An 18,960-nucleotide genomic window follows, 5' to 3' on the forward strand; every position below is an offset into this window, starting at 1 on the left:
GCCCGATGAGAGGTCGGGGACATCAACCTGGAGAGAGACAGATGAAAAAACTATTGGCTGCCCTTGTTGCGACCACTGCCATGGCCGCGCCGGTTCTGGCTGACGATATCAGCGAGTTCCGCATCGGAATCCTGGGTGGTGAAAACGCCCAAGACCGTCTGAACAACAACGAATGCCTGCGTCAGTACACCGAAGAGACGCTGGGCGTTGAAACCAAGCTGTTTGCGCCTGCGGATTACAACGGTGTGATCCAGGGCCTGCTGGGCGGCACCATCGATATGGCCTGGCTGGGGGCCTCTGGCTATGCGAAAACCTATCTGTCTGATCCCGAAGCGGTTGAGCCGGTTCTGGTCAAAGTGAACCTGGATGGCGGTTTCGGCTATTATTCGATCGGTTTTGCTCGCAAAGACAGCGGCATCACCTCGCTGGAAGACATGCAGGGCAAGACCTTTGGCTTCGGTGATCCGAACTCGACCTCGGGCTATCTGATCCCGTCGATCGAAATCCCGCAGGCCACTGGCGCGACCATGGACTCGGGCGACTATTTCGGTGAAGTGAAATTCACCGGCGGCCACGAGCAGACCATTGTGGCGGTTAACAACGGTGACGTTGACGGCGGTGTGACCTGGGCTGATGGCCTCGGCAACTGGGAAGATGGCTTCAACTCGGGCGCCCTGCGTCGTGCCGTGGATGCCGGTCTGGTCGACATGAATGACATGGTCATGATTTGGCAGTCCAAGCCGATCCCGGAAGGCCCGGTTGTTCTGCGCACGGCGCTGCCTGCAGAGGTCAAAGAAAAGATGACCGCCCTGATGGCAGGTCTTCACGAAAAAGACCGCGATTGTTTCTATGGTGTTGCGGCTGGTGAGGCCAAAGCGTTCGAGCCGATCACCCATGACGCCTACGAAGTCATCATCGAAGCCCGCAAGCTGAAGTCCAACTAAGCTTGCAGATCAAGTACTCGGGGTCTGGTGGTGCACCAGGCCCCGTTTTTCTCGCAGGAGCACTCCATGGCAGACCTGACCGCAACGGCCGAAAGCGTCGATCAGATACGCGACGAATATACGGCAATGACACGGCGCAAGCGGGTCTATGGTGGTATCCTTCTGATCCTGTTTGTGGCGCTGATGGTGGCGGGGTTCCGCACCGCTGACAGCCGCAACGCAGGCAGTTTTGTCGATGGTTGGCACCGTATTCTGGATTACCCGGCCGAGGTTCTGTCGGAAGCTTGGGAGAAGATCGCGGAACTGCCAGCCAATCTGGTGACCTTCTTTCCGGCCCTGATCGAGACCATCAACATCGCGGCGGCCTCGACCCTGATCGGCACATTGGCGGGAACCTTTCTGGCGCTGATGTCCACGCGTGGTATGGCGCTGTGGCCCAGACTGATCCCTTTGTTCCGCCGCATCTCGGACGTGTTTCGTGCGATCCCCGAGATCGTGATCGCGCTGGTGCTGATCTTTATTCTGGGCGGTGGCCCGGTTCCGGCGATGATTGCCATTGCCATCCATACCGCTGGTGCGCTGGGCAAGTTGTTCTCGGAAGTGAACGAAAACGCCTCGCTCAAACCGGTGGAAGGCTTGCAATCGGTCGGAGCGAACTGGTCGCAGCGCATGTATCTGGGCGTGATCCCGCAGGTGGGGCCGAACTATGTGAGCTATGCGCTCTTGCGGTTCGAAATCAACATCCGCGCCTCGGCCATCCTGGGTTTTGTCGGCGCGGGCGGGCTGGGATACGAGCTGCGCAACGCAATGTCCTGGGGGCAGGGGCGCTATGATGAGGCTGCAGCAATCTTCCTGCTGCTCTTTGTCACTATCGTGATCGTGGATCAGCTATCGGGTGCCCTGCGGGATCGCTTGACCCATGGTGCCGAAAAAGGAGCCACAGCATGAGCAGCCTGTCGACGGATCTGCCAACACAAGCGCTCAAGGCCGATGCCGAGCGTCTGTTCAACCGCAAACGGATGGTGAATTTCGGATTGCCGGGGCTGGTGCTGGTCTACCTTATCTATGTTTTCTTCGCCTTTGACGTCCCGGGCCTGACAGAGCGTGCCAATTGGGAAAACGGCAAAACGCTGGTGTCTGACAGCTATAGCTACAAAACCCATGTGGAGCGGGACAATCGCAATGGCGAGATCTCGGTGGCCATCGAAGGTGAGCGCAAGGGAGCTTATCCCGATGGCAGTGCGCCTGATTGGGTGGCGCTGGGCGACACCACGGTGATCGATCTGGAAGACGGTCACGTGGTGCGATTTGGCCCCGAGACCGTGGAATATGACATCCCCGGTTATGGCACTGTGCGTGCAACCCCCAGCCGGTCGGCAGGCGTGCAGGCCGAATTACCCGCCGGTGAGGTGCCAGATTGGATCAACGTCTCGAAAAACCGTCTGGCGGTGAAGACCGATGCGGGGCGTCTGACCGTCACGCGCAACCGCTCCGAAGTGTTTCGCTATTTCACCGGGTGGGAGCTGTTCTGGTTCACGCTCGACAGCCCGTATTATGGCAAGGCATTCTCAGAGCTCGCATCGCGGGCCGTTTCGGGTGAGGCCGGAGCAATTTTCAACGATTTCTGGACCAACAAGATGTGGCGGCATCAGGATGTGGCCTGGGCCATTTTCGAAACCATCCTGATGGCGTTTCTGGGCACATTGGGCGCTGGCATGATCGCACTTCCGCTGGCCTTTTTGGCAACCCGGAACTTCAACCCGCTACGGTCCCTGCGCTTTGCAACGCGTCGGGTGTTCGATTTCGTGCGCGGTGTCGACGCTTTGATCTGGACCGTGGTTCTGGCCCGCGCCTTTGGGCCGGGTCCCTTGACCGGCGCGCTGGCGATCTTGGTCACGGACACAGGCACGTTTGGCAAGATCTTCTCGGAAGCGCTTGAGAATGTAGACGAAAAACAGATTGAGGGTGTGCAATCCACCGGCGCCAACGCGCCGCAGCGCTATCGATTTGGCGTAATCCCGCAGATCACCCCGATCCTGCTGAGCCAGCTTTTGTATTTCCTGGAATCAAACACCCGCAGCGCGACCGTGATTGGCGCGATTACCGGCGGGGGGATTGGGCTGTTGCTGACCCAGGCCATTATCACCCAGAAAGACTGGGAAGAGGTCGCCTATTACATCGTCCTGATAATTCTCATGGTCATGCTGATGGATTGGTTCTCGGGCTGGTTGCGCAGGCGTCTGATCCGGGGCGAGACCGGCAAGCCGCGAAAACCCCGCGGCGCGAAAGTCTGACAAGAAAGACAACAAAGCCATGCCCCGATTGCATCGCGACAAGCCCTTCATCCACCCCGATTGCCAGATCACCGACAGCCAGTTCGGCGAATATGTGGAAATCGGTGCTGGTTCGCGGGTCGCAAACACCACCTTCGGAGATTACTCCTATTGTGACCGTACCTGCGATATCGCCAATGCGCAGATCGGCAAATTCTCGAACATCGCCAGTTTCACCCGCATCGGCGCGACGGATCACCCGATGGAGAAAGCCTCGCTGCATCACTTCCACTACCGGTCGGCAGATTATTGGGACGATGTCGAGCATGACGCAGATTGGTTTGCCCATCGCGCCAGTCGGACGGCTTTTGTCGGGCATGATACCTGGATCGGACATGGGGCCATCATCAAGCCAGAGGTGACAATCGGACATGGCGCAGTCGTGGCGTCCGGAGCAATCGTAACCAAGGACGTGGCGCCTTATACGATTGTGGCGGGCGTGACGGCACAGCCGATCCGGCGCAGGTTTTCGGAGCCGGTTGCGGAACGGATGATGGCGCTTGCCTGGTGGGACTGGGACAATGGTAAACTGCGCGCGGCCTTACCGGATTTCCGGGCGCTGTCTGCGGAAGCCTTTCTTGAGAAGTATTCCGGTTGAGCATTTGCGCGACCCGAAAAGCTGCCGCACCCGCAGGTGCATCGGCTGCGCCGATCCCGCTTGGCGGCTTTGGGCCCGGCGCCGCGCTGCGCGCGGCGCTGCCCCCAACGGGATGAGGCCTCCGACAGGAGGTCGAAGACGGGCGGGAGCCTTTGCGGGTCAGGTCTCGTTCAAGGTCAGTGTCAGGCGCTCACCAACGAAAAAGGTCTTGCCATATTCAACAGGGCGGCCATCTGGATCAGCGTTGATCCCTAAGGAATGCAAGACCGGCGCGCCTTCGGTCACTTGCAGATGCAGCGCCTGGGTTGCGCTTGCGGCACGGGCGGTCAGGCGGGTTGAGATACGCGTGTAGTCTGCGACCCCACAGGATTGTAGCGCGTGGGTGACGGATGCGTTCTGCGACAAGCTAACCAAAAGGTCGGGAAAACGCTCTGCCGGGAAAACGCTTTGAAACAGCCCGATGGGTTGGCCATTGGCCAGTGACAGTCCGTCATAGACATGAACCGGATCGCCGGGATTGAGGCCAAGCGCCGCGGCTTCGGCCTCATCTGCCGCTCGAGTGTTCAAAGCCAACACACGTTTCCCGGGGATTTTGCCGCTGGCCGAAATGCTCTGATGATAGCGCACGCGTTTGCCGATGGGGTAATCTGTGGCATGGGCCGATACAAACACGCCCGCGCCGCGTCTGGCATGAACCAGCCCGCGTTCGGCCAGATCCGACAGTGCCCGCCGCACGGTGTGGCGGTTCACTCCGTGGGTCGCCGAAAGTTGCGCCTCGGTCGGCAGGCGATCACCGGCACGGTATCTGCCTTCGGCGATATCCGCAGTCAGGCTCAGCGCGATGGATTTCCAGATCGGTGTCTTGCTCATGTCATCAAAGTTTCACAGGAAGCGGGATTGCGATGGGTTCCGAGCGGGGGTATTATTTGTCTAGTTGTATAGTTGTTGTAGACAACCAAGACAAGAGGCCGCGATGACGGATCAACAGCATTCTGACACAGCCGCACGGCAGGAATGGATGGGCCTTATGGCACGTGCGCCCGAGCCGGCCATCATGGAACTCTGGGATGCGGTCGCCGAGCGTCCTGCCTTTGACTGGTTGCGCAAGCCCGAGATCGGCGGTGTCATGGTGCGCGGGCGGACGGGTGCCACGGGTGCGCCGTTTAATCTGGGCGAAGTTACGGTCACTCGGTGTTCGGTTGTCTTGCAGGATGGGGCGGTTGGTCATGGTTATGTTCAGGGCCGTTCCAAGGCCAAGGCCGAGGTCGCGGCTGTGATTGATGCGATGATGCAGACCCCAGCGGCCGAGGTGATCCGGGCAACCATCATTGATCCGCTCAAGCGCCGGGAGCAAACGGCTCGCACTGCCCGCGCAGCCAAGGCGGCCGCCACGAAGGTCGAGTTCTTCACCATGGCACGGGGAGAGGATTGATGCAGGACCATCACCAATTTGCAGGCGGGTTCAACGATGCCCCACGCGACGCGGCCAATGCCTTTCGTGCGGCGATGACCGCTATGGCGCGTCCGGGTGATATACGAGAAATCGCGGGTGCCGAGCCGCCAGCACCTTTGTCTGTAGCAGCGGGTACTCTGCTGTTGACCCTTTGTGACCCGGACACAGGGATCTATCTGGCGGGCGACACTGACAACCCGGCGGTGCGTCAATGGCTGACCTTTCACACCGGCGCGCCGTTCGTGCGTGCAGCCGATGCCGATTTCGCCATTGGCCGGTGGGAGGATCTTATGCCACTGAATGCCTACCGCATTGGAACACCGGAATACCCGGACCGGTCTGCGACCCTGATCGTCGAATGCGATCAGTTGGAACCGCGCGGCGCGGTGCTCGGCGGCCCCGGTATCCGGTCCACGGCGCATATGTCCTTGCCGGATATCGGTGCACTGCAGGGCAATGCGATGCTCTACCCGCTGGGATGCGATTTCTTCTTCACTGCCGGGGACAAAGTCGCAGCCCTGCCGCGCAGTACCCAGATCAAGGCGGAGGTATAGGCGATGTATGTTGCAGTTAAGGGCGGTGAAAAGGCCATCGACAACGCCCATGCCTGGCTGGCCGAAGAGCGGCGCGGCGATACAGATGTGGATGAGTTGAGCATCGCACAGATCCGCGAACAACTCAGCCTGGCGGTGAACCGGGTCATGGCCGAGGGCTCTTTGTACGATCCTGATCTGGCGGCGCTGGCGATCAAACAGGCACGCGGGGACCTGATCGAGGCGATCTTCCTGATCCGGGCCTATCGCACCACCTTGCCGCGCTTTGGCTATTCCAATCCGGTCGATACCGGCACCATGCGGTGTGACCGCCGGATTTCGGCAACGTTCAAAGACGCACCGGGCGGGCAGGTTCTGGGGCCGACCTTCGACTATACGCACCGTCTTTTGGATTTCAAACTGGCCGCTGACGGCGACGCGCCCCATGCGCCGGTCGCAGCGCCTCGACAGGAAGACACGCCGCATATCACCGAGTTCCTCAAAGGCGAAGACATCATCCAGGATGAGGTGTTCAGCGACGACACCCCGGGTGATCTGACGCGCGAGCCGATGGCCTTCCCTTCGAACCGTCCGCTGCGCCTGCAATCGCTGACCCGGGGTGATGAAGGCTTTGTTCTGGGCATGGCCTACTCGACCCAGCGCGGTTATGCGCGCAACCACGCTTTTGTGGGCGAGCTACGCATTGGCAAGGTTTCGGTGGAAATGGACATCCCCGAACTGGGCTTTGCCATTGATATCGGTGAGGTTGAGCTGACCGAATGTGAGACCGTGAACCAGTTTCAGGGATCAAAGACCGAACCGCCACAATTTACGCGCGGTTACGGCCTGGTATTTGGTCAGTCCGAGCGCAAATCCATCGCCATGGCGCTGGTGGATCGGGCCCTGCGTTGGGAGGAGTTAGGCGAGGATAATCTGGGGGCTCCGGCGCAGGATGAGGAATTTGTGCTGAGCCATGCCGACAACATTCAGGCCACGGGCTTTCTCGAACATATCAAACTGCCGCATTACGTGGATTTCTTGTCCGAGTTGGAACTGGTTCGCAAACTGCGCCGCGAGGCCGAAGCGCGTATGGCACCCAAGGAGGCCGCAGAATGAAGGCTATTGTATTCGATATTGGTGGCGTTCTGGTCGATTGGAAACCGCATTTGGCCTGGGTCGAGGCGCTGGGCTCGGAAGAGGCGGCGCATGCGTTTATCGAACGTACAGGTTTCTTGGAAAAGAACGCGCGCGGAGACAATGGGGCCCTGTTTGCGGACATGGCGCTAGAACTTGAAGACCCTGAAGACCAACGCCTGTTTGCAGATTATGTACCGCTGTATTCCCGCACGGTCGAGGAGCCGATCCACGGCACCTGGGCCATTCTGGACCGGCTGAAGGCGCAGGGCACACCTGTGCACGCGATCACCAATTGGTCGGCTGAGACTTGGCCGGAGGGGCTGAAGGTGCAACCGCGTTTGGGCGAAGTGTTCGAAACACTCGTCGTGTCCGGACAAGAGGGCATCATGAAACCTGACGCGCGCATATTCCACCTGCTCTGCGAGCGGGCAGATATCGCGCCTGAATACTGCGTGTTCATCGATGACGGGCTGCACAATGTCAAAGGCGCACAGGCCGTTGGCATGGATGGCATCCACTTTACCTCTCCGCAGGCTTTGGAAGTTGCTTTGGCAGAACGGGGGTTCTTATGAGCGCGTATAATTTCGCCTATCTGGATGAACAAACCAAACGGATGATCCGCCGCGCCATTCTGAAAGGGCTGGCGGTGCCGGGCTATCAGGTGCCCTTTGCCAGCCGCGAGATGCCGATGCCCTATGGCTGGGGCACGGGCGGGGTGCAGGTTTCAGCCGCGACGCTCACACCCGAGGATCGGTTGAAGGTGATCGATCAGGGTGCGGATGACACCACCAATGCGGTCTCGATCCGCAAGTTCTTTGAAAACACCGCCGGGGTGGAAACCACCGAGGACACCTCGCAGGCGACGATCATCCAGACCCGCCACCGCATCCCTGAGGCCAAGCTGACCGAGGATCAGATCCTTGTCTATCAGGTGCCGATCCCCGAACCGCTGCGGTTCTTAGAGCCGCGCGAGACGGAAACGCGCAAGATGCACAGTCTGGAAGAATACGGGCTGATGCATGTGAAGCTTTACGAAGACATCAGCCAGCATGGGGCGATTTCGACCTCATATGCCTATCCGGTCCGCGTATCGGGGCGCTATGTGATGGACCCGTCTCCGATCCCCAAGTTTGACAACCCAAAGCTTGAGATGGACGCGATCCAGCTGTTTGGGGCCGGGCGCGAACAGCGGATCTATGCAGTGCCGCCGCATACCAAAGTGGTCAGCCTCGATTTCGAAGACTACCCGTTCGAAGCCACAAAGGCGGACCATTGCTGCGATCTGTGTGGGGCCGAAGACAGTTATCTGGACGAGGTGATCATGGATGACGCGGGCAATCGGATGTTTGTCTGCTCTGACACTGATTACTGCCGGTCGCGTCGTGAAGCAGGGCATATTGGGCCGATGGGTGCGGAGGACGCAGCATGACACCGTTGTTGCAAGTCAAAGGGATCAAGAAGCATTACGGCATGCGCATCGGTTGCGCCGATGTGAGCTTTGACCTTTACCCCGGCGAGGTGATGGGCATCGTGGGTGAAAGCGGGTCGGGCAAGTCCACCCTGTTGAACTGTCTGGCCGGTCATCTGCCCCCAGATGCGGGGCAGGTGATCTTTGACACGCGGGTCGACGGTCCGGCGGATACGGTCACCATGTCCGAACCTGAACGCCGCATGCTGGGGCGCACCGATTGGGCCTTTGTGCATCAGCATGCGCGCGACGGGTTGCGCATGTCGGTCAGCGCAGGCGGCAATATCGGGGAACGTCTGATGGCCGTGGGTGACCGCCATTATGGCCAGATCCGCGATCGGGCCATTGACTGGCTGGGCCGGGTCGAAATTGATGAAAGCCGCGTCGATGACCGCCCGACCGCTTTTTCCGGTGGGATGCAGCAGCGCTTGCAGATTGCCCGCAATCTGGTCACTGGTCCTCGGCTGGTGTTCATGGATGAACCCACGGGCGGGCTGGATGTTTCGGTTCAGGCGCGGCTGCTGGACCTGCTGCGCGGGCTGGTCCGCGAAATGGGGCTGAGCGCCATCATCGTCACCCATGACCTGGCTGTGGTGCGCCTGCTGGCAGACCGTTTGATGGTGATGAAAGACGGACATGTGGTCGAGGGCGGGTTGACCGATCAGGTGCTGGACGATCCGCAGCATGCCTATACGCAACTGCTTGTGTCCAGCGTGTTGCAGGTTTGAGTATTTGAAAAAAGATGAAGCCATGATTGAACTGAGCGATGTCAGCAAGAGCTTTACCCTGCACAATCAGGGGGGTGCGGTGCTTCCGGTGATGGAGGGCGCGGCACTGAAAGTTGCGCCCGGTGAATGCGTTGCCCTGACCGGCGCGTCGGGGGCTGGTAAATCCACGCTGATGCGGGTGATCTATGGCAACTATCTGGCGGCTTCGGGCCGGGTTCTGGTCGGCGGGTTGGATGTGGCGCAGGCCGAGCCCCGCCAAATCCTGGCTTTGCGGCGCGAGACCTTGGGATATGTCAGCCAGTTCCTGCGCGTGGTGCCCCGGGTGCCGACCTTGGATGTGGTGGCAGAGCCTTTGCTGGCCTTGGGCCGGGACAGGGCCGCATCGCTGGACAAAGCGGGCGCCTTGTTGCGGCGGCTGAACATCCCCGAACGTCTTTGGGGGCTCAGCCCTACGACCTTTTCTGGCGGTGAACAGCAACGGGTCAATATCGCGCGCGGCTTTGCGTATGATTACCCGGCGCTGTTGCTGGATGAACCGACCGCCTCGCTGGATGTGCAAAACCGCGAGACGGTATTGGCGCTGATCGAAGAGGCCAAGGCGCGCGGTGCGGCGATCATTGGCATTTTCCACGATACGGGCGCACGCAATCAGGTCTGTGATCGTGAGATCGACGTTTCGGGCTTCACTCCGGGTCAGGCGGCGTGACACTGGCGCCTGTCATAGCGGTGGTAGGCCCCTCGGGTGTGGGCAAAGATACGGTGATGGACGGGATGGTTGCCCAATCTCCCGGGATCCACCGCCTGCGCCGGGTGATCACCCGCCCCGAAGGCGAAGACGGTGAAGATTTTGATCGGGTTTCGGACGCGCAGTTTCAGCGCATGGTCGATGACGGTGCCTTTGCCTTGCATTGGTCCGCCCACGGGCTGCGCTATGGCGTCCCCGCTACGATCGATGACAACCGTCGCAGGGCGGAAGCGGTGCTGGTGAACCTGTCTCGTTCGGTTCTGTTGCAGGCGCAAGAGGTGTTCACCGACCTGATCGTGATCTATCTGACCGCGAAACCCGAGGTTCTGGCCCAACGCCTGTCCGCCCGCGGGCGCGAGACGGTGGTGGAACAGACCAGGCGTTTGGGACGTGCGAAACTACCGCTGCCCGAGGGGCTGAACCGGGTGATCGAGATCGACAATTCCGGCCCGTTGCAAGACACTCTGGCCACGATCCGGATGCGGCTTCAGGCTGAAAGGGCATAGCGTTGGATCAGGTGAAATCGTCCATCTTCAGCCTCACCCATCAGCGCCAGATCCTGGATCGTGAATGGCGTGGGCAGCAAAGGTACAAGCTGCTGCCCCAGCGCCGTTTCAACGCCTGTCAGAGTGGATTTGTCCAGCCTGCCGGTCAGCGTGATGTGAAATCGGAACTGGTCCAGCACGTAAGGATAACCCCATTGGAGCAGGTTGCTCTCTTGCGCCGGGGACAGGCCCGCAGCACGGCGGCGGGCCAGTTCGGCCTCGGCAGCTGGGGCGCGAAACGCGTCCAGATCCTGTACGCAGGCCGCCGCCAGATTGTTCAGCGCTTGGGTGTCGCCCAAAGGGCGCAGAGCCAGAAACCGACCCAGACGCGCAATTTCCAACCCGTCCAGCACCACCGTCTTTTGGCGCGCGGCAAATTGCGCGCAGGCGGCTTGCAGAGCCTCGAAACTCTGTCCCTCAGCCAGGCGAAACGGGGGCTTCATCGTCCCGTGCAGCCCGTATTTGCGCGGTGTGTCCGTCACCGAGCGTACATCCACATCCGGGACTACGGGATGCGGCGTTTCGGCCCCGGTTTCCATGTCCCAACCCAGCCAACGGATTGCGAAAGCCGTCCACTCTGCCCCTGCTGGCGGAGCGTAATAAAGCGCGTATCGCGTGAATGTCACATTGGCCTCCTACTGCTTGGCCGTTCCTATAGCTCAAACCATATGAAGTTCAGATGACAGAAGAATTGATCCTTGCCAATGCAACGCTCATCCTGCCCGATGAGATGGTGACCGGCAGCCTTCGTATTTCGGGCGAGACCATTGCAGAAGTGGACACAGGCGCTGCGGTGCCGTCCGGTGCGGTGGATTGCGAGGGCGATTTCCTATGCCCCGGTCTGGTTGAGCTGCACACGGACAATCTGGAGCGTCATATTCAACCGCGCCCGGGCGTCGATTGGCCTCATGCTTCGGCCATCATTGCTCATGACGCTGAACTGGCCAGCACCGGTATCACCACCGTGTTTGATGCAATGCGCGTAGGTTCCATTCCCTCTGGCGCGAGAAAATACCTGAAATACGCGCGCGGTCTGTCGCAAGAGCTTTGGCAATTGCGCAAGCAGGATGCGCTGAAGATCAGCCATTTCCTTCATCTTCGAGCCGAGGTTTGTTCGGAAACACTGATCGAAGAGTTGGAAGAGTTCGACCAGGACGACCGGGTCGGGCTTGTCTCCATCATGGATCATACGCCGGGGCAGCGGCAATTTCGGGATTTGACCAAGCTCGAGGCCTATATGAAGGGCAAATATGCGATGGATGACGACACCTTCATGCAGCATGTTGCCCAGTTGAGAACCTTGCGCGACCGGCATGGTGATGCGCATGAGGTCGAAACCGTCAAAGCCGCTCGGCGCTTTGGCGCTGTTCTGGCGAGCCATGATGACACGACTGAAGATCAGGTGCGCGTGTCGGCAGGCCACGGCATTCGTCTGGCCGAATTTCCCACCACGGTCGAGGCCGCTAAGGCCTGCCATACCCATGGGATCAAGGTGATGATGGGCGCCCCAAATGTGATCCGCGGCGGGTCACATTCGGGCAATGTCTCGGCCCGCGAATTGGCCGAGTTGGATCATCTGGATATCATGTCCTCCGACTACGTGCCCTCTGCGCTGCTGCTCTCGGCTGTTATGCTCGGACAGCTTTGGGGCGACATGCCGCGCGGGATCCGAACCGTAACCCAAACGCCTGCGCAAGCTGTGGGTCTCGAGGATCGCGGAGCTTTGCAGGCCGGAGCACGCGCCGATCTGTTGCGCTTCCGTCTGCGGTCGGATGTGCCAGCGCTCAGCGCGGTTTGGGCACGCGGCCAGCGCGTCGCCTGATCAGGTGCGATAGAACAGATAGCGGTCCGGCGCGATTGTGTCCGGGCCTTTGATCTGTTCGAACCCCACCAGCGGCTGACCCGAAATCAACAATCCGCCGGGTTTCATGATCGCCGCGATCATAGGGCTCAGCCGGGCTGCTTCGGCCACATCTTCCGATTTGATGCCGCGACCAAAATCGTAATGGGCCATGACAAAGCTTTGGCCGGTCTCGGCCAGCTTTTGCAGCACCGGTTCTGCTTCACCTTGCAGGAAATCCTCGGCGGGTGGGGTGCTGTCGGGGTGACATTGCAACACCCGGTCCATCACCCAGATACGCCGCTCGGGCAGGATCTCGCGCAGGTGATGATAGGTGCGGCCATTGCCCAGCCCCATGTCCAGAACATCTCCGTCCAGGTCACGGATCTGTTCAGCAGCCCAGTTCAGACCATCACGCTGGGCGGTCAGTCGGCGCAGCATGGAATCGAGTCGGCTCATGCGGGGTCTCCTTGAATTTCGGATGTGTCATGTGCGGTCCAGAGATGGCAGGGCCCCTCCAGAAGCTGCGCAATCAGGTCACGGGTGAAGGCCCAGATATCGGGGTCATGGACCAGATGATGGGTCAGGACACCAAAGGGTTCGTCGTTGTCACTGTGCCCCTCGCGGCGGTCTTTAAGCAGGCCAACGGTTTGCTCAATCAACGCATCGGGATCCTTCAGGCTGCGCGTGCCACGCCAGTCAATCGGGTCCAGATGGGTGTTGACCTGGGCAAGCCCGTCGGCCGGATAGGCACTTTTGCGCGGAGTCGCAGTGGACAGAAACCGGTAACCCAGCTTGGGTAGTTCGGCGATCACCTCACCGGTAATTCGGTTCCAGGGTGGCACAAACATCGGCACGAGGCTCTCACCAAACAGGTCCTGCAACCGGTTCAACCCGGCCTCGGCCTCGGTGCTAAGTGTCTCAAGTGGGCGATGCAGGCGAAACTCGGCCTTTTTCTCGTCGGCTGGTGCGTGATTGGTATGCGCCCACCCATGGACTACGGGGGTCAGCTGAGGATTAACTCTCAGAAAATCCGCCAAGTCAGTTTGGGCCGTCTGGGGGATAACCGCCAGATGAACCGGCAGGCCAAGCGTGTTCGACAACTCGGTAAGCTGTTCCAGTTGCGGGGTGACGGTGACAGCATCATCATCGCGCCACCAAAGCGGCAATGTCAGCCCAGCTTGCCGCCACAGCGCCAGTTCCGCGCGCAAAGGGGTCCAGTCGGGTTTCATCGTCGTGCCTCCACCAGGGTGGTGGCAATCTCGACCGTGCGCCGGGCCCCGTCAAACCCCTGCGCGGTGACGGGTCTTGAACCTTGCGTGATCACCCGGTCCAAAGCTGCGGCCAGCGTGTCACCGTTCAGCTGGGCGCTGGGAATGACCTCGAAGGCGTCAAGTCGGGAAAGGTTCTGCGCGCGCAAGCTTTGTTCAACCTCGTTGCCTGCATCAAAGGGAACAACAACAGCCGGACAACCGCTTTGGAGCAGATCCATCGCAGTGTTATAGCCGCACATGCTGACCGAAGCGGCTGCGTGGTTCAGCATGTGTCGGAAATCCGGGCGCAGAGGCTCGACGACAACAGGCGCACCCTCTGCCAAACCCGACAGTTCGGCGCGCCGTTCCGCGCCGTCCGCGCCACCGACCAACAGGCGCCAGCGCCTGTTGGTCATCTTCCGGGCAGCCTCGATGGCTGCGTGGAAGGTCGGCCGCCCCACCGCGCCGCCGCCTGCGCTGACTACGATTTCGCCTGCGCCGACCCGGTCGGGGTGCAGCCCAGCAGGGGCCGGGGCAACAAAGCCGGTATAGTGCAGCTTGCGTGCCAATTCCGGTGACACTGGCCAGCTGCTTTGCAAAGGGATGACCTCAGGATCCGAATGCACCAACACACCGTCATAGAACCGGGTGAGTACTGTATTTGCCTGTTCAACCTTCGCAGGTTTTGAAGGCGGGGCCAATATATCCCGGATCGAACTCAGGACGACCGGGCGTCGCGTCAACCCTTCCGCGGTAGACAACAGCGCCAAAAACTCATCCGCAAGAACGCGGCGACCAAAAGGATAAAGCTCGGTGATCAGCAGATCGGGGGCAAAGCTGTGCAAGGCCTGAACAAGAGCAGTTTGGCGTGCGGTCAAATAGGTCTTGTCAACCTCACTGCCGCTTTGATCCAGTAGACGCGTGAAATTCACACCGTCCGATTGCAACGGTGGCAGGTTGAGTATGCTCAACCCGTTGGTATCGAACTGAGGCGCCGGCATCCCGCCTGAAATCACAAAAACCTCGTGTCCTGCTTCAGAAAAGGAACGACCCAAGGTCAAGGCACGGCTCAGATGTCCGGTGCCAAGCAAATGAGTCACCACGATCATCACCTTCATGACGTGGTCTCTTTTGGTAGCAGGCGAACCGGCTCGGACTCAGGTTCCATAGTGGCCAGATCGACGATGAACAGCCTGTTGCGTTTGATTTTGAACGGGGCAGGGCGGTCAAAGTTCCAACCCCAGGCCTTGGCCAGAATGACCCGCATGATCCCGATATGGCATACTGCCACGGCATCCTCCTCAAGTCCGCTCAGCCAGGGCTGAAGTCGCGCCCAGAGCTCGGCGGGGCTTTCCCCGTTCTCCGGGCGATAATCCCAGCCCCATTCTTCAATATGGCGATAGCCGCTTTCGGGATCGGCGATCAGGTCCGCGCCGCGCTGGCCCTCCCAATCGCCCCAATTCATCTCGGTCAGCGCGTCATACTGCCGAGGATCCCGTCCCGAGATCAGCTTTGCCGTCTCGACTGCCCGTGCCAATGGGCTGGACCAAAGCTGCGCGCTGTCCCAAGGAGGTGGCAGAGCATAGCCAGACAGTTCCGCCCGTGCGTCCTCGTCCAGCGGGATGTCGCTTCGGCCCTGAATACGACCGGCCCGATTCCAGGCAGTGTGCCCGTGGCGTATCAGGGCCAGCCGCGTCATGCGCGTGCCTCAAGCATCGGGCGCAGAACCGACCAGATCGCTTGCGATGCGGCGGGCATCAGATGGCGGGTTTCGACATAGTTGCGCACCCGCGCACCTTCGCTACGGCGCAAGTCGGGCGCGTCCAACAGGGCCTGCATTCGGTGCGCCAGACCTTCGGGCCCGTCCTCAGGCCGTGGATAATTGGCTGGGGCCAGTACGTCACGCACTCCGGGTCGATCCTGTGCGACGACGGGCAAACCTGCGGCCTGCGCTTCCAGATAGACCATACCATAGGCTTCGTTCACGCCCGGCCACACAAATAGTGACGCAGACCCATAAGCGTTTTGCAGCGCATCGCGCTCCAACTGGCCTAGGAACCGGACCCTTGCGCCATGGGGTGCCATCAACCGCTCGACCTCGGCGCGCGCGGCGCCATCGCCTGCAATCTCAAGCGACCAGTCGCCGCGCAGATGGCGTAACGCATCCGCAAGGATGCGGTATGAGGCCAGTTTGTCCCCGTGGCGCATCATGCCGACACTCAGCATCGGCCCGGTAAGGTCAGAGGCCCGGGGCAAGTGTTGGCTGGGTATAAAAGGTGGAAGTTCGGCCAGGACCTGTGCCTCCCGCTTGTCCCGAGACAACGCAATCAGATCATTGGCCGTGTGATAAAAAATCACATCCGCTGCGTCGCAGGCGTAGTGGGCGGCGCGGGCAAAACGATCCCAACCCCCGTTCAGTCGCGACTGCGCCCTTGTGCTTTCCATCTGCACATAAGGAATACCGCGCGCCGCGCATACCTTTGGACCCAGCAGGTCAGGGGCTTTGTAATAGTTGTGATAGGTGACCCAGAGATCGGTTTCCGGGTTCAAATCGTGGATCAGCCTGTCCACCTCAAGCTCGGCCTTTCCAAACAAATCATACTGCAGACCGGCATCTCCGGATTTGTCGAAAACCCGCAGATCCGAGACAAGATCAACTTTATCCCCATACGCCCCGATGGCCGACATGAGGTTGCGCGCCATTTCCCGGTCACCCGACGGCTTTGCGCTGTGGGGTGGCTTCATCGGAGCATAGAACGCCACGCGTGCCATTATACGCCACCGCAACAAAGCGCATGCAGCCGCGCTGACAAACGCGCGATGCCCGGGCCCATGCGAAACTCGGAGAGCAAACGGTCGTGCGCAGCCTGGGCCATGGCGGTGGTCTTTTCCGGTGTCGCAGCCAGGTCGGTAATGGCCTTGGCCAGAGCCTCGGGCTGGTCCTCCGACAACATGCCATGGGTGCCGTTTTCGATGAATTCGGGGATGGCCGAAACCGGGGTCGACAGGATCGGCAGCAGTTGCGAGGCTGCCTCCATCAGCACATTGGGCAGCCCGTCGCGGTCGCCGTCCGCTGCAATCCTGCTGGGCAGCACAAACAGATCCGACTGGCGCATATCAGCAATTACTTCTGGCTGATCACAGGCGCCTTTCCAGGTGATCCTCTCTGAGAGCCCCAAAACATCTGCTTGCTGTTGCAACGCATCGGCCAGCGTACCACCACCAATATGTGTCCAGCGCCAGTTCAGGTCCTCGGGCAACAAAGCGAAAGCCTCAAGCAAACGGTCGAACCCCTTTTTCTCAACCAATCGACCAACGGACAGCATGTGAAACGGGTCAGTGGATCGGCGTATGGCTTTCCGAGGGGCGTCTGGAAAGCGGGACAGATCAAGCCCGTGATAGATCAGATCAATGCGTGCCGGATCATCCGCCAATGCGCGCAGATGTTGGGCCCCAATTGCGGTGCAGGTCGCGCCGAAGGTCGCGCCATAGGTAATGGAGTGCAGCTTTTCGCGCTTTTCCCAATCAGGCGAGGTCCAGATATCCTTGGCGTGGGCAGAAAAGCTCCAGGGGATATCGCGCATAATGGCAGCATAGCGCGCGACCGAAGAGGGCGTGTGCATGAAATGCGCATACAATGCCCTCGTGTCGTCAGGCAACTCAGCGGCCAGAACACAGGCCTGGCCAAAGCGGCGGATGCGGTTGTGTGACAGATCGCGGCGCAGGTCTTTGCGCCAGATGTCATAGGCGCGCGCATAGCCCGGCAAGCGGCGCGCGTAGGCGCGCGCGTGGATCAGGCGTTCAGGTTCATCATGTAGATATTCCGGCAGGTAATGCACCTTGCCCTGAAACCGGTCATGCAAAGGATGACGTTTGGTATCCGTCGGGTGGCGCAGTGACCAGATATCGAAGTGGTGACCGGCCTCTTGCAGCGCCACCAGCTCTTGCGCGATGAACGTCTCGGACAGGCGCGGCCAGCCTTTGACCAGCACCGCCAGCTTAGGGCTTGGTGATGTCATCCTGCGGCGCGCTCTTTTTCCTGGCCCAGTAATGCGCCCACACGCCGCGAGACATAGTCCAACCCTTCCAGCAACCCGGCGCCGATGGCCTGAGACGGGACAGGCTGATTGGGCAGGTTTCGGATCGCGCGGATCATCGCGTCAGGCGTCAGCCCGTCACGAGTTTCGTCCAGCATCCGCACCAGCCCCAACTCTTCTGCGCGCGACGCCCGGATCCACTGTTCCAGCCGCGGTGTAGTTCTGGGCACGATTACGGCGGGTTTGTCGAAGGATAGAACTTCGCAGAATGTGTTGTATCCCCCCATGCAGACCACCCCCGAGGCACCTGCGAAAAGCGTTTCGATCTCGGATTCGAAGCCAACTGCGGTCACCCGCCCGTTCAGAGCTGCGACGCGGGTTTCGAACTCTTCGCGCAATTCGCCTGACAGGAATGGACCATAGACCAGCACAGCGCGCGGCGACAGATCGGGGTCTTGCTCATAGGCCGAAAGCACAAGGTTGACCATTGCCTTGCCGTCGCCACCACCGCCGGGCGTGATCAGAATATAGGGCTGTTCAGGGGGCTCTCCGACCGGGCCCAGATCACGGCGCAGATACCCCGTCCAGTGGATCCGGTTTTGCGTGGCGGGGGACAACGGCAGGCCGATCGTCGGGTCATAAACCGAACGCAATCCATAGACCCAGATTTCGTGATAGAACCGCTCGGTGGCTGCTACCGCCTCTTTCCGGGCCCATTCGGCAGCCAGAACGTCCGGTTCGTCCAGAACATCGCGCAGCCCCAGAACCAGCTTGGTATCACAGGATCCTTCAAGGTATTCCAGAGTTTGTATCAGTTCGCCTCGAAATCCGGTGGGCTCTTTGTCGACGATCAGCACGTCCGGTTCGAACTGTTTGACCGAAGTCTTGATCAGGCTGGCGCGAAGCTCTGTGACCTCGTCAATGCTCATCCCCATGGTTTGGGCCGCGTAAGATCCGTCCGAACGCTTGGTTACGCCGGGTAAGCGAACATGGTCCACGCGCCGTGGAAAGGTAAAGCGTCCGGCAACGGGTGACCCGGTCAGGATCAATGCCGATGATTTTGGGTTGGCCTTGGTGATCGAAGCCGCCAAGGCACGAGACCTGCGCAGATGGCCCAGACCGAACGTATCGTGGCTGTAGAACAGTATGCGCGGTGCGCGGCAGGGGTTTTCGTATTTCTTCTTTAGGCTCATGTTTTCGCCTGCTTCACTTCAACATGCAAAGTCCGCGCGTTTGCACCTGCTACCCTATATGGTTTGGCGCCGCTTGCCAAAAGGCCATTTTCGATCCGCAAAAGAGTGTTTGTTTGCTGAATGATCACAGTGTTGACGCGCATCGAACCATTA

The 18,960-nt window shown here is 60.1% G+C and carries 22 protein-coding genes; 13 read left to right on the top strand and 9 right to left on the bottom strand.

Annotated features, from left to right (window positions below):
* Positions 1–41 precede the first annotated feature (41 nt).
* From phnD to GOW40_RS15020, 4 genes are all read left to right on the top strand, one after another.
* The gene (gene phnD, locus GOW40_RS15005) at positions 42–944 is read left to right on the top strand and encodes a phosphonate ABC transporter substrate-binding protein (RefSeq protein WP_171131714.1); all 903 of its coding nucleotides are present in this window, start codon (positions 42–44) and stop codon (positions 942–944) included.
* A 66-nt stretch (positions 945–1,010) separates the two neighbouring features.
* Positions 1,011–1,892 (top strand): phosphonate ABC transporter, permease protein PhnE, encoded by an 882-nt coding sequence (gene phnE / locus GOW40_RS15010; protein ID WP_171131712.1) that lies wholly within the window; start codon positions 1,011–1,013, stop codon positions 1,890–1,892.
* A complete protein-coding gene (phnE, locus tag GOW40_RS15015) occupies positions 1,889–3,238 on the top strand; it encodes a phosphonate ABC transporter, permease protein PhnE (protein ID WP_171131710.1) in 1,350 nt (449 codons plus the stop codon). Before phnE (GOW40_RS15010) ends, phnE (GOW40_RS15015) begins: the two co-directional genes overlap by 4 nt.
* 19 nt (positions 3,239–3,257) lie before the next feature.
* Positions 3,258–3,875: a chloramphenicol acetyltransferase gene (locus GOW40_RS15020; RefSeq protein WP_171131708.1), complete on the top strand. Its 618-nt coding sequence runs from the start codon at positions 3,258–3,260 to the stop codon at positions 3,873–3,875.
* A 159-nt stretch (positions 3,876–4,034) separates the two neighbouring features.
* On the opposite strand, the gene phnF is transcribed toward GOW40_RS15020, so the two are convergent.
* Positions 4,035–4,745, bottom strand: coding sequence for a phosphonate metabolism transcriptional regulator PhnF (gene phnF, locus GOW40_RS15025; RefSeq protein ID WP_171131706.1), 711 nt, complete (start codon positions 4,743–4,745; stop codon positions 4,035–4,037).
* 103 nt (positions 4,746–4,848) lie between these two features.
* Here phnF and phnG point away from each other — a divergent pair, with 103 nt between their 5' ends.
* Genes phnG through phnN form a run of 8 tightly spaced genes read left to right on the top strand, consistent with a single transcriptional unit; the run spans position 4,849 to position 10,445 of the window.
* Positions 4,849–5,307 (top strand): phosphonate C-P lyase system protein PhnG, encoded by a 459-nt coding sequence (phnG, locus tag GOW40_RS15030; protein ID WP_171131704.1) that lies wholly within the window; start codon positions 4,849–4,851, stop codon positions 5,305–5,307.
* Positions 5,307–5,882, top strand: coding sequence for a phosphonate C-P lyase system protein PhnH (gene phnH, locus GOW40_RS15035; RefSeq protein ID WP_171131701.1), 576 nt, complete (start codon positions 5,307–5,309; stop codon positions 5,880–5,882). The genes phnG and phnH overlap by 1 nt, the downstream gene beginning before the upstream one ends.
* Positions 5,883–5,885: 3 nt before the next feature.
* Complete coding sequence (locus tag GOW40_RS15040) at positions 5,886–6,977, top strand: carbon-phosphorus lyase complex subunit PhnI (protein WP_171136567.1); 1,092 nt, start codon at positions 5,886–5,888, stop codon at positions 6,975–6,977.
* Positions 6,974–7,570, top strand: coding sequence for an HAD family phosphatase (locus tag GOW40_RS15045; protein WP_171131697.1), 597 nt, complete (start codon positions 6,974–6,976; stop codon positions 7,568–7,570). The genes GOW40_RS15040 and GOW40_RS15045 overlap by 4 nt, the downstream gene beginning before the upstream one ends.
* A complete protein-coding gene (locus GOW40_RS15050) occupies positions 7,567–8,427 on the top strand; it encodes an alpha-D-ribose 1-methylphosphonate 5-phosphate C-P-lyase PhnJ (RefSeq protein WP_171131695.1) in 861 nt (286 codons plus the stop codon). Before GOW40_RS15045 ends, GOW40_RS15050 begins: the two co-directional genes overlap by 4 nt.
* Complete coding sequence (phnK, locus tag GOW40_RS15055) at positions 8,424–9,194, top strand: phosphonate C-P lyase system protein PhnK (protein ID WP_171131692.1); 771 nt, start codon at positions 8,424–8,426, stop codon at positions 9,192–9,194. The genes GOW40_RS15050 and phnK overlap by 4 nt, the downstream gene beginning before the upstream one ends.
* Before the next feature lie 22 nt (positions 9,195–9,216).
* Positions 9,217–9,900 carry a phosphonate C-P lyase system protein PhnL gene (gene phnL, locus GOW40_RS15060; protein ID WP_171131690.1) on the top strand — a complete coding sequence of 228 codons (684 nt, stop codon included), beginning with the start codon at positions 9,217–9,219 and terminating at the stop codon, positions 9,898–9,900.
* Positions 9,897–10,445, top strand: coding sequence for a phosphonate metabolism protein/1,5-bisphosphokinase (PRPP-forming) PhnN (gene phnN, locus GOW40_RS15065; RefSeq protein WP_171131688.1), 549 nt, complete (start codon positions 9,897–9,899; stop codon positions 10,443–10,445). Before phnL ends, phnN begins: the two co-directional genes overlap by 4 nt.
* Here the strand turns inward: phnN and GOW40_RS15070 are convergent.
* Positions 10,427–11,110, bottom strand: coding sequence for a DUF1045 domain-containing protein (locus tag GOW40_RS15070; protein ID WP_171131687.1), 684 nt, complete (start codon positions 11,108–11,110; stop codon positions 10,427–10,429). The two genes, phnN and GOW40_RS15070, sit on opposite strands and share 19 nt — an antisense overlap.
* A gap of 53 nt (positions 11,111–11,163) precedes the next feature.
* Between GOW40_RS15070 and GOW40_RS15075 the strand changes: the two genes are divergently transcribed.
* Positions 11,164–12,306 carry an alpha-D-ribose 1-methylphosphonate 5-triphosphate diphosphatase gene (locus GOW40_RS15075; protein WP_171131685.1) on the top strand — a complete coding sequence of 381 codons (1,143 nt, stop codon included), beginning with the start codon at positions 11,164–11,166 and terminating at the stop codon, positions 12,304–12,306.
* Here GOW40_RS15075 and GOW40_RS15080 read toward each other — a convergent pair whose 3' ends face one another.
* The 7 genes from GOW40_RS15080 to GOW40_RS15110 are packed head-to-tail and all read right to left on the bottom strand — an operon-like array spanning position 12,307 to position 18,807.
* Entirely contained in the window at positions 12,307–12,783 is a 477-nt protein-coding gene (locus tag GOW40_RS15080) for a class I SAM-dependent methyltransferase (protein ID WP_171131683.1), read from the bottom strand.
* Positions 12,780–13,556: a polysaccharide deacetylase family protein gene (locus tag GOW40_RS15085; RefSeq protein WP_171131681.1), complete on the bottom strand. Its 777-nt coding sequence runs from the start codon at positions 13,554–13,556 to the stop codon at positions 12,780–12,782. The genes GOW40_RS15080 and GOW40_RS15085 overlap by 4 nt, the downstream gene beginning before the upstream one ends.
* A complete protein-coding gene (locus GOW40_RS15090; protein ID WP_171131679.1) occupies positions 13,553–14,695 on the bottom strand; it encodes a glycosyltransferase family protein in 1,143 nt (380 codons plus the stop codon). Before GOW40_RS15090 ends, GOW40_RS15085 begins: the two co-directional genes overlap by 4 nt.
* Complete coding sequence (locus tag GOW40_RS15095) at positions 14,692–15,276, bottom strand: histidine phosphatase family protein (RefSeq protein ID WP_171131676.1); 585 nt, start codon at positions 15,274–15,276, stop codon at positions 14,692–14,694. The genes GOW40_RS15090 and GOW40_RS15095 overlap by 4 nt, the downstream gene beginning before the upstream one ends.
* Positions 15,273–16,349, bottom strand: a complete 1,077-nt coding sequence (locus GOW40_RS15100) for a glycosyltransferase family 4 protein (RefSeq protein WP_171131674.1) — start codon at positions 16,347–16,349, stop codon at positions 15,273–15,275. Before GOW40_RS15100 ends, GOW40_RS15095 begins: the two co-directional genes overlap by 4 nt.
* On the bottom strand, positions 16,349–17,596 hold the full coding sequence (locus GOW40_RS15105) for a glycosyltransferase (RefSeq protein ID WP_171131673.1): 1,248 nt from the start codon (positions 17,594–17,596) through the stop codon (positions 16,349–16,351). Before GOW40_RS15105 ends, GOW40_RS15100 begins: the two co-directional genes overlap by 1 nt.
* A complete protein-coding gene (locus GOW40_RS15110) occupies positions 17,593–18,807 on the bottom strand; it encodes a glycosyltransferase family protein (protein WP_171131672.1) in 1,215 nt (404 codons plus the stop codon). The genes GOW40_RS15105 and GOW40_RS15110 overlap by 4 nt, the downstream gene beginning before the upstream one ends.
* Positions 18,808–18,960 lie beyond the last annotated feature (153 nt).

This window comes from Ruegeria sp. HKCCA6707 (assembly GCF_013033515.1).
In the GTDB taxonomy this organism is placed as follows: Bacteria; Pseudomonadota; Alphaproteobacteria; order Rhodobacterales; family Rhodobacteraceae; genus Ruegeria.

Excerpts from the sequence above, each read along its gene's own strand:
- phnD (WP_171131714.1), top strand. The coding sequence starts at position 42 with ATGAAAAAACTATTGGCTGCCCTTGTTGCGACCACTGCCATGGCCGCG.
- phnE (WP_171131712.1), top strand. The coding sequence starts at position 1,011 with ATGGCAGACCTGACCGCAACGGCCGAAAGCGTCGATCAGATACGCGAC.
- phnE (WP_171131710.1), top strand. The coding sequence starts at position 1,889 with ATGAGCAGCCTGTCGACGGATCTGCCAACACAAGCGCTCAAGGCCGAT.
- GOW40_RS15020 (WP_171131708.1), top strand. The coding sequence starts at position 3,258 with ATGCCCCGATTGCATCGCGACAAGCCCTTCATCCACCCCGATTGCCAG.
- phnF (WP_171131706.1), bottom strand. The coding sequence starts at position 4,745 with ATGAGCAAGACACCGATCTGGAAATCCATCGCGCTGAGCCTGACTGCG.
- phnG (WP_171131704.1), top strand. The coding sequence starts at position 4,849 with ATGACGGATCAACAGCATTCTGACACAGCCGCACGGCAGGAATGGATG.
- phnH (WP_171131701.1), top strand. The coding sequence starts at position 5,307 with ATGCAGGACCATCACCAATTTGCAGGCGGGTTCAACGATGCCCCACGC.
- GOW40_RS15040 (WP_171136567.1), top strand. The coding sequence starts at position 5,886 with ATGTATGTTGCAGTTAAGGGCGGTGAAAAGGCCATCGACAACGCCCAT.
- GOW40_RS15045 (WP_171131697.1), top strand. The coding sequence starts at position 6,974 with ATGAAGGCTATTGTATTCGATATTGGTGGCGTTCTGGTCGATTGGAAA.
- GOW40_RS15050 (WP_171131695.1), top strand. The coding sequence starts at position 7,567 with ATGAGCGCGTATAATTTCGCCTATCTGGATGAACAAACCAAACGGATG.
- phnK (WP_171131692.1), top strand. The coding sequence starts at position 8,424 with ATGACACCGTTGTTGCAAGTCAAAGGGATCAAGAAGCATTACGGCATG.
- phnL (WP_171131690.1), top strand. The coding sequence starts at position 9,217 with ATGATTGAACTGAGCGATGTCAGCAAGAGCTTTACCCTGCACAATCAG.
- GOW40_RS15075 (WP_171131685.1), top strand. The coding sequence starts at position 11,164 with ATGACAGAAGAATTGATCCTTGCCAATGCAACGCTCATCCTGCCCGAT.
- GOW40_RS15080 (WP_171131683.1), bottom strand. The coding sequence starts at position 12,783 with ATGAGCCGACTCGATTCCATGCTGCGCCGACTGACCGCCCAGCGTGAT.
- GOW40_RS15085 (WP_171131681.1), bottom strand. The coding sequence starts at position 13,556 with ATGAAACCCGACTGGACCCCTTTGCGCGCGGAACTGGCGCTGTGGCGG.
- GOW40_RS15090 (WP_171131679.1), bottom strand. The coding sequence starts at position 14,695 with ATGAAGGTGATGATCGTGGTGACTCATTTGCTTGGCACCGGACATCTG.
- GOW40_RS15095 (WP_171131676.1), bottom strand. The coding sequence starts at position 15,276 with ATGACGCGGCTGGCCCTGATACGCCACGGGCACACTGCCTGGAATCGG.
- GOW40_RS15100 (WP_171131674.1), bottom strand. The coding sequence starts at position 16,349 with ATGGCACGCGTGGCGTTCTATGCTCCGATGAAGCCACCCCACAGCGCA.
- GOW40_RS15105 (WP_171131673.1), bottom strand. The coding sequence starts at position 17,596 with ATGACATCACCAAGCCCTAAGCTGGCGGTGCTGGTCAAAGGCTGGCCG.
- GOW40_RS15110 (WP_171131672.1), bottom strand. The coding sequence starts at position 18,807 with ATGAGCCTAAAGAAGAAATACGAAAACCCCTGCCGCGCACCGCGCATA.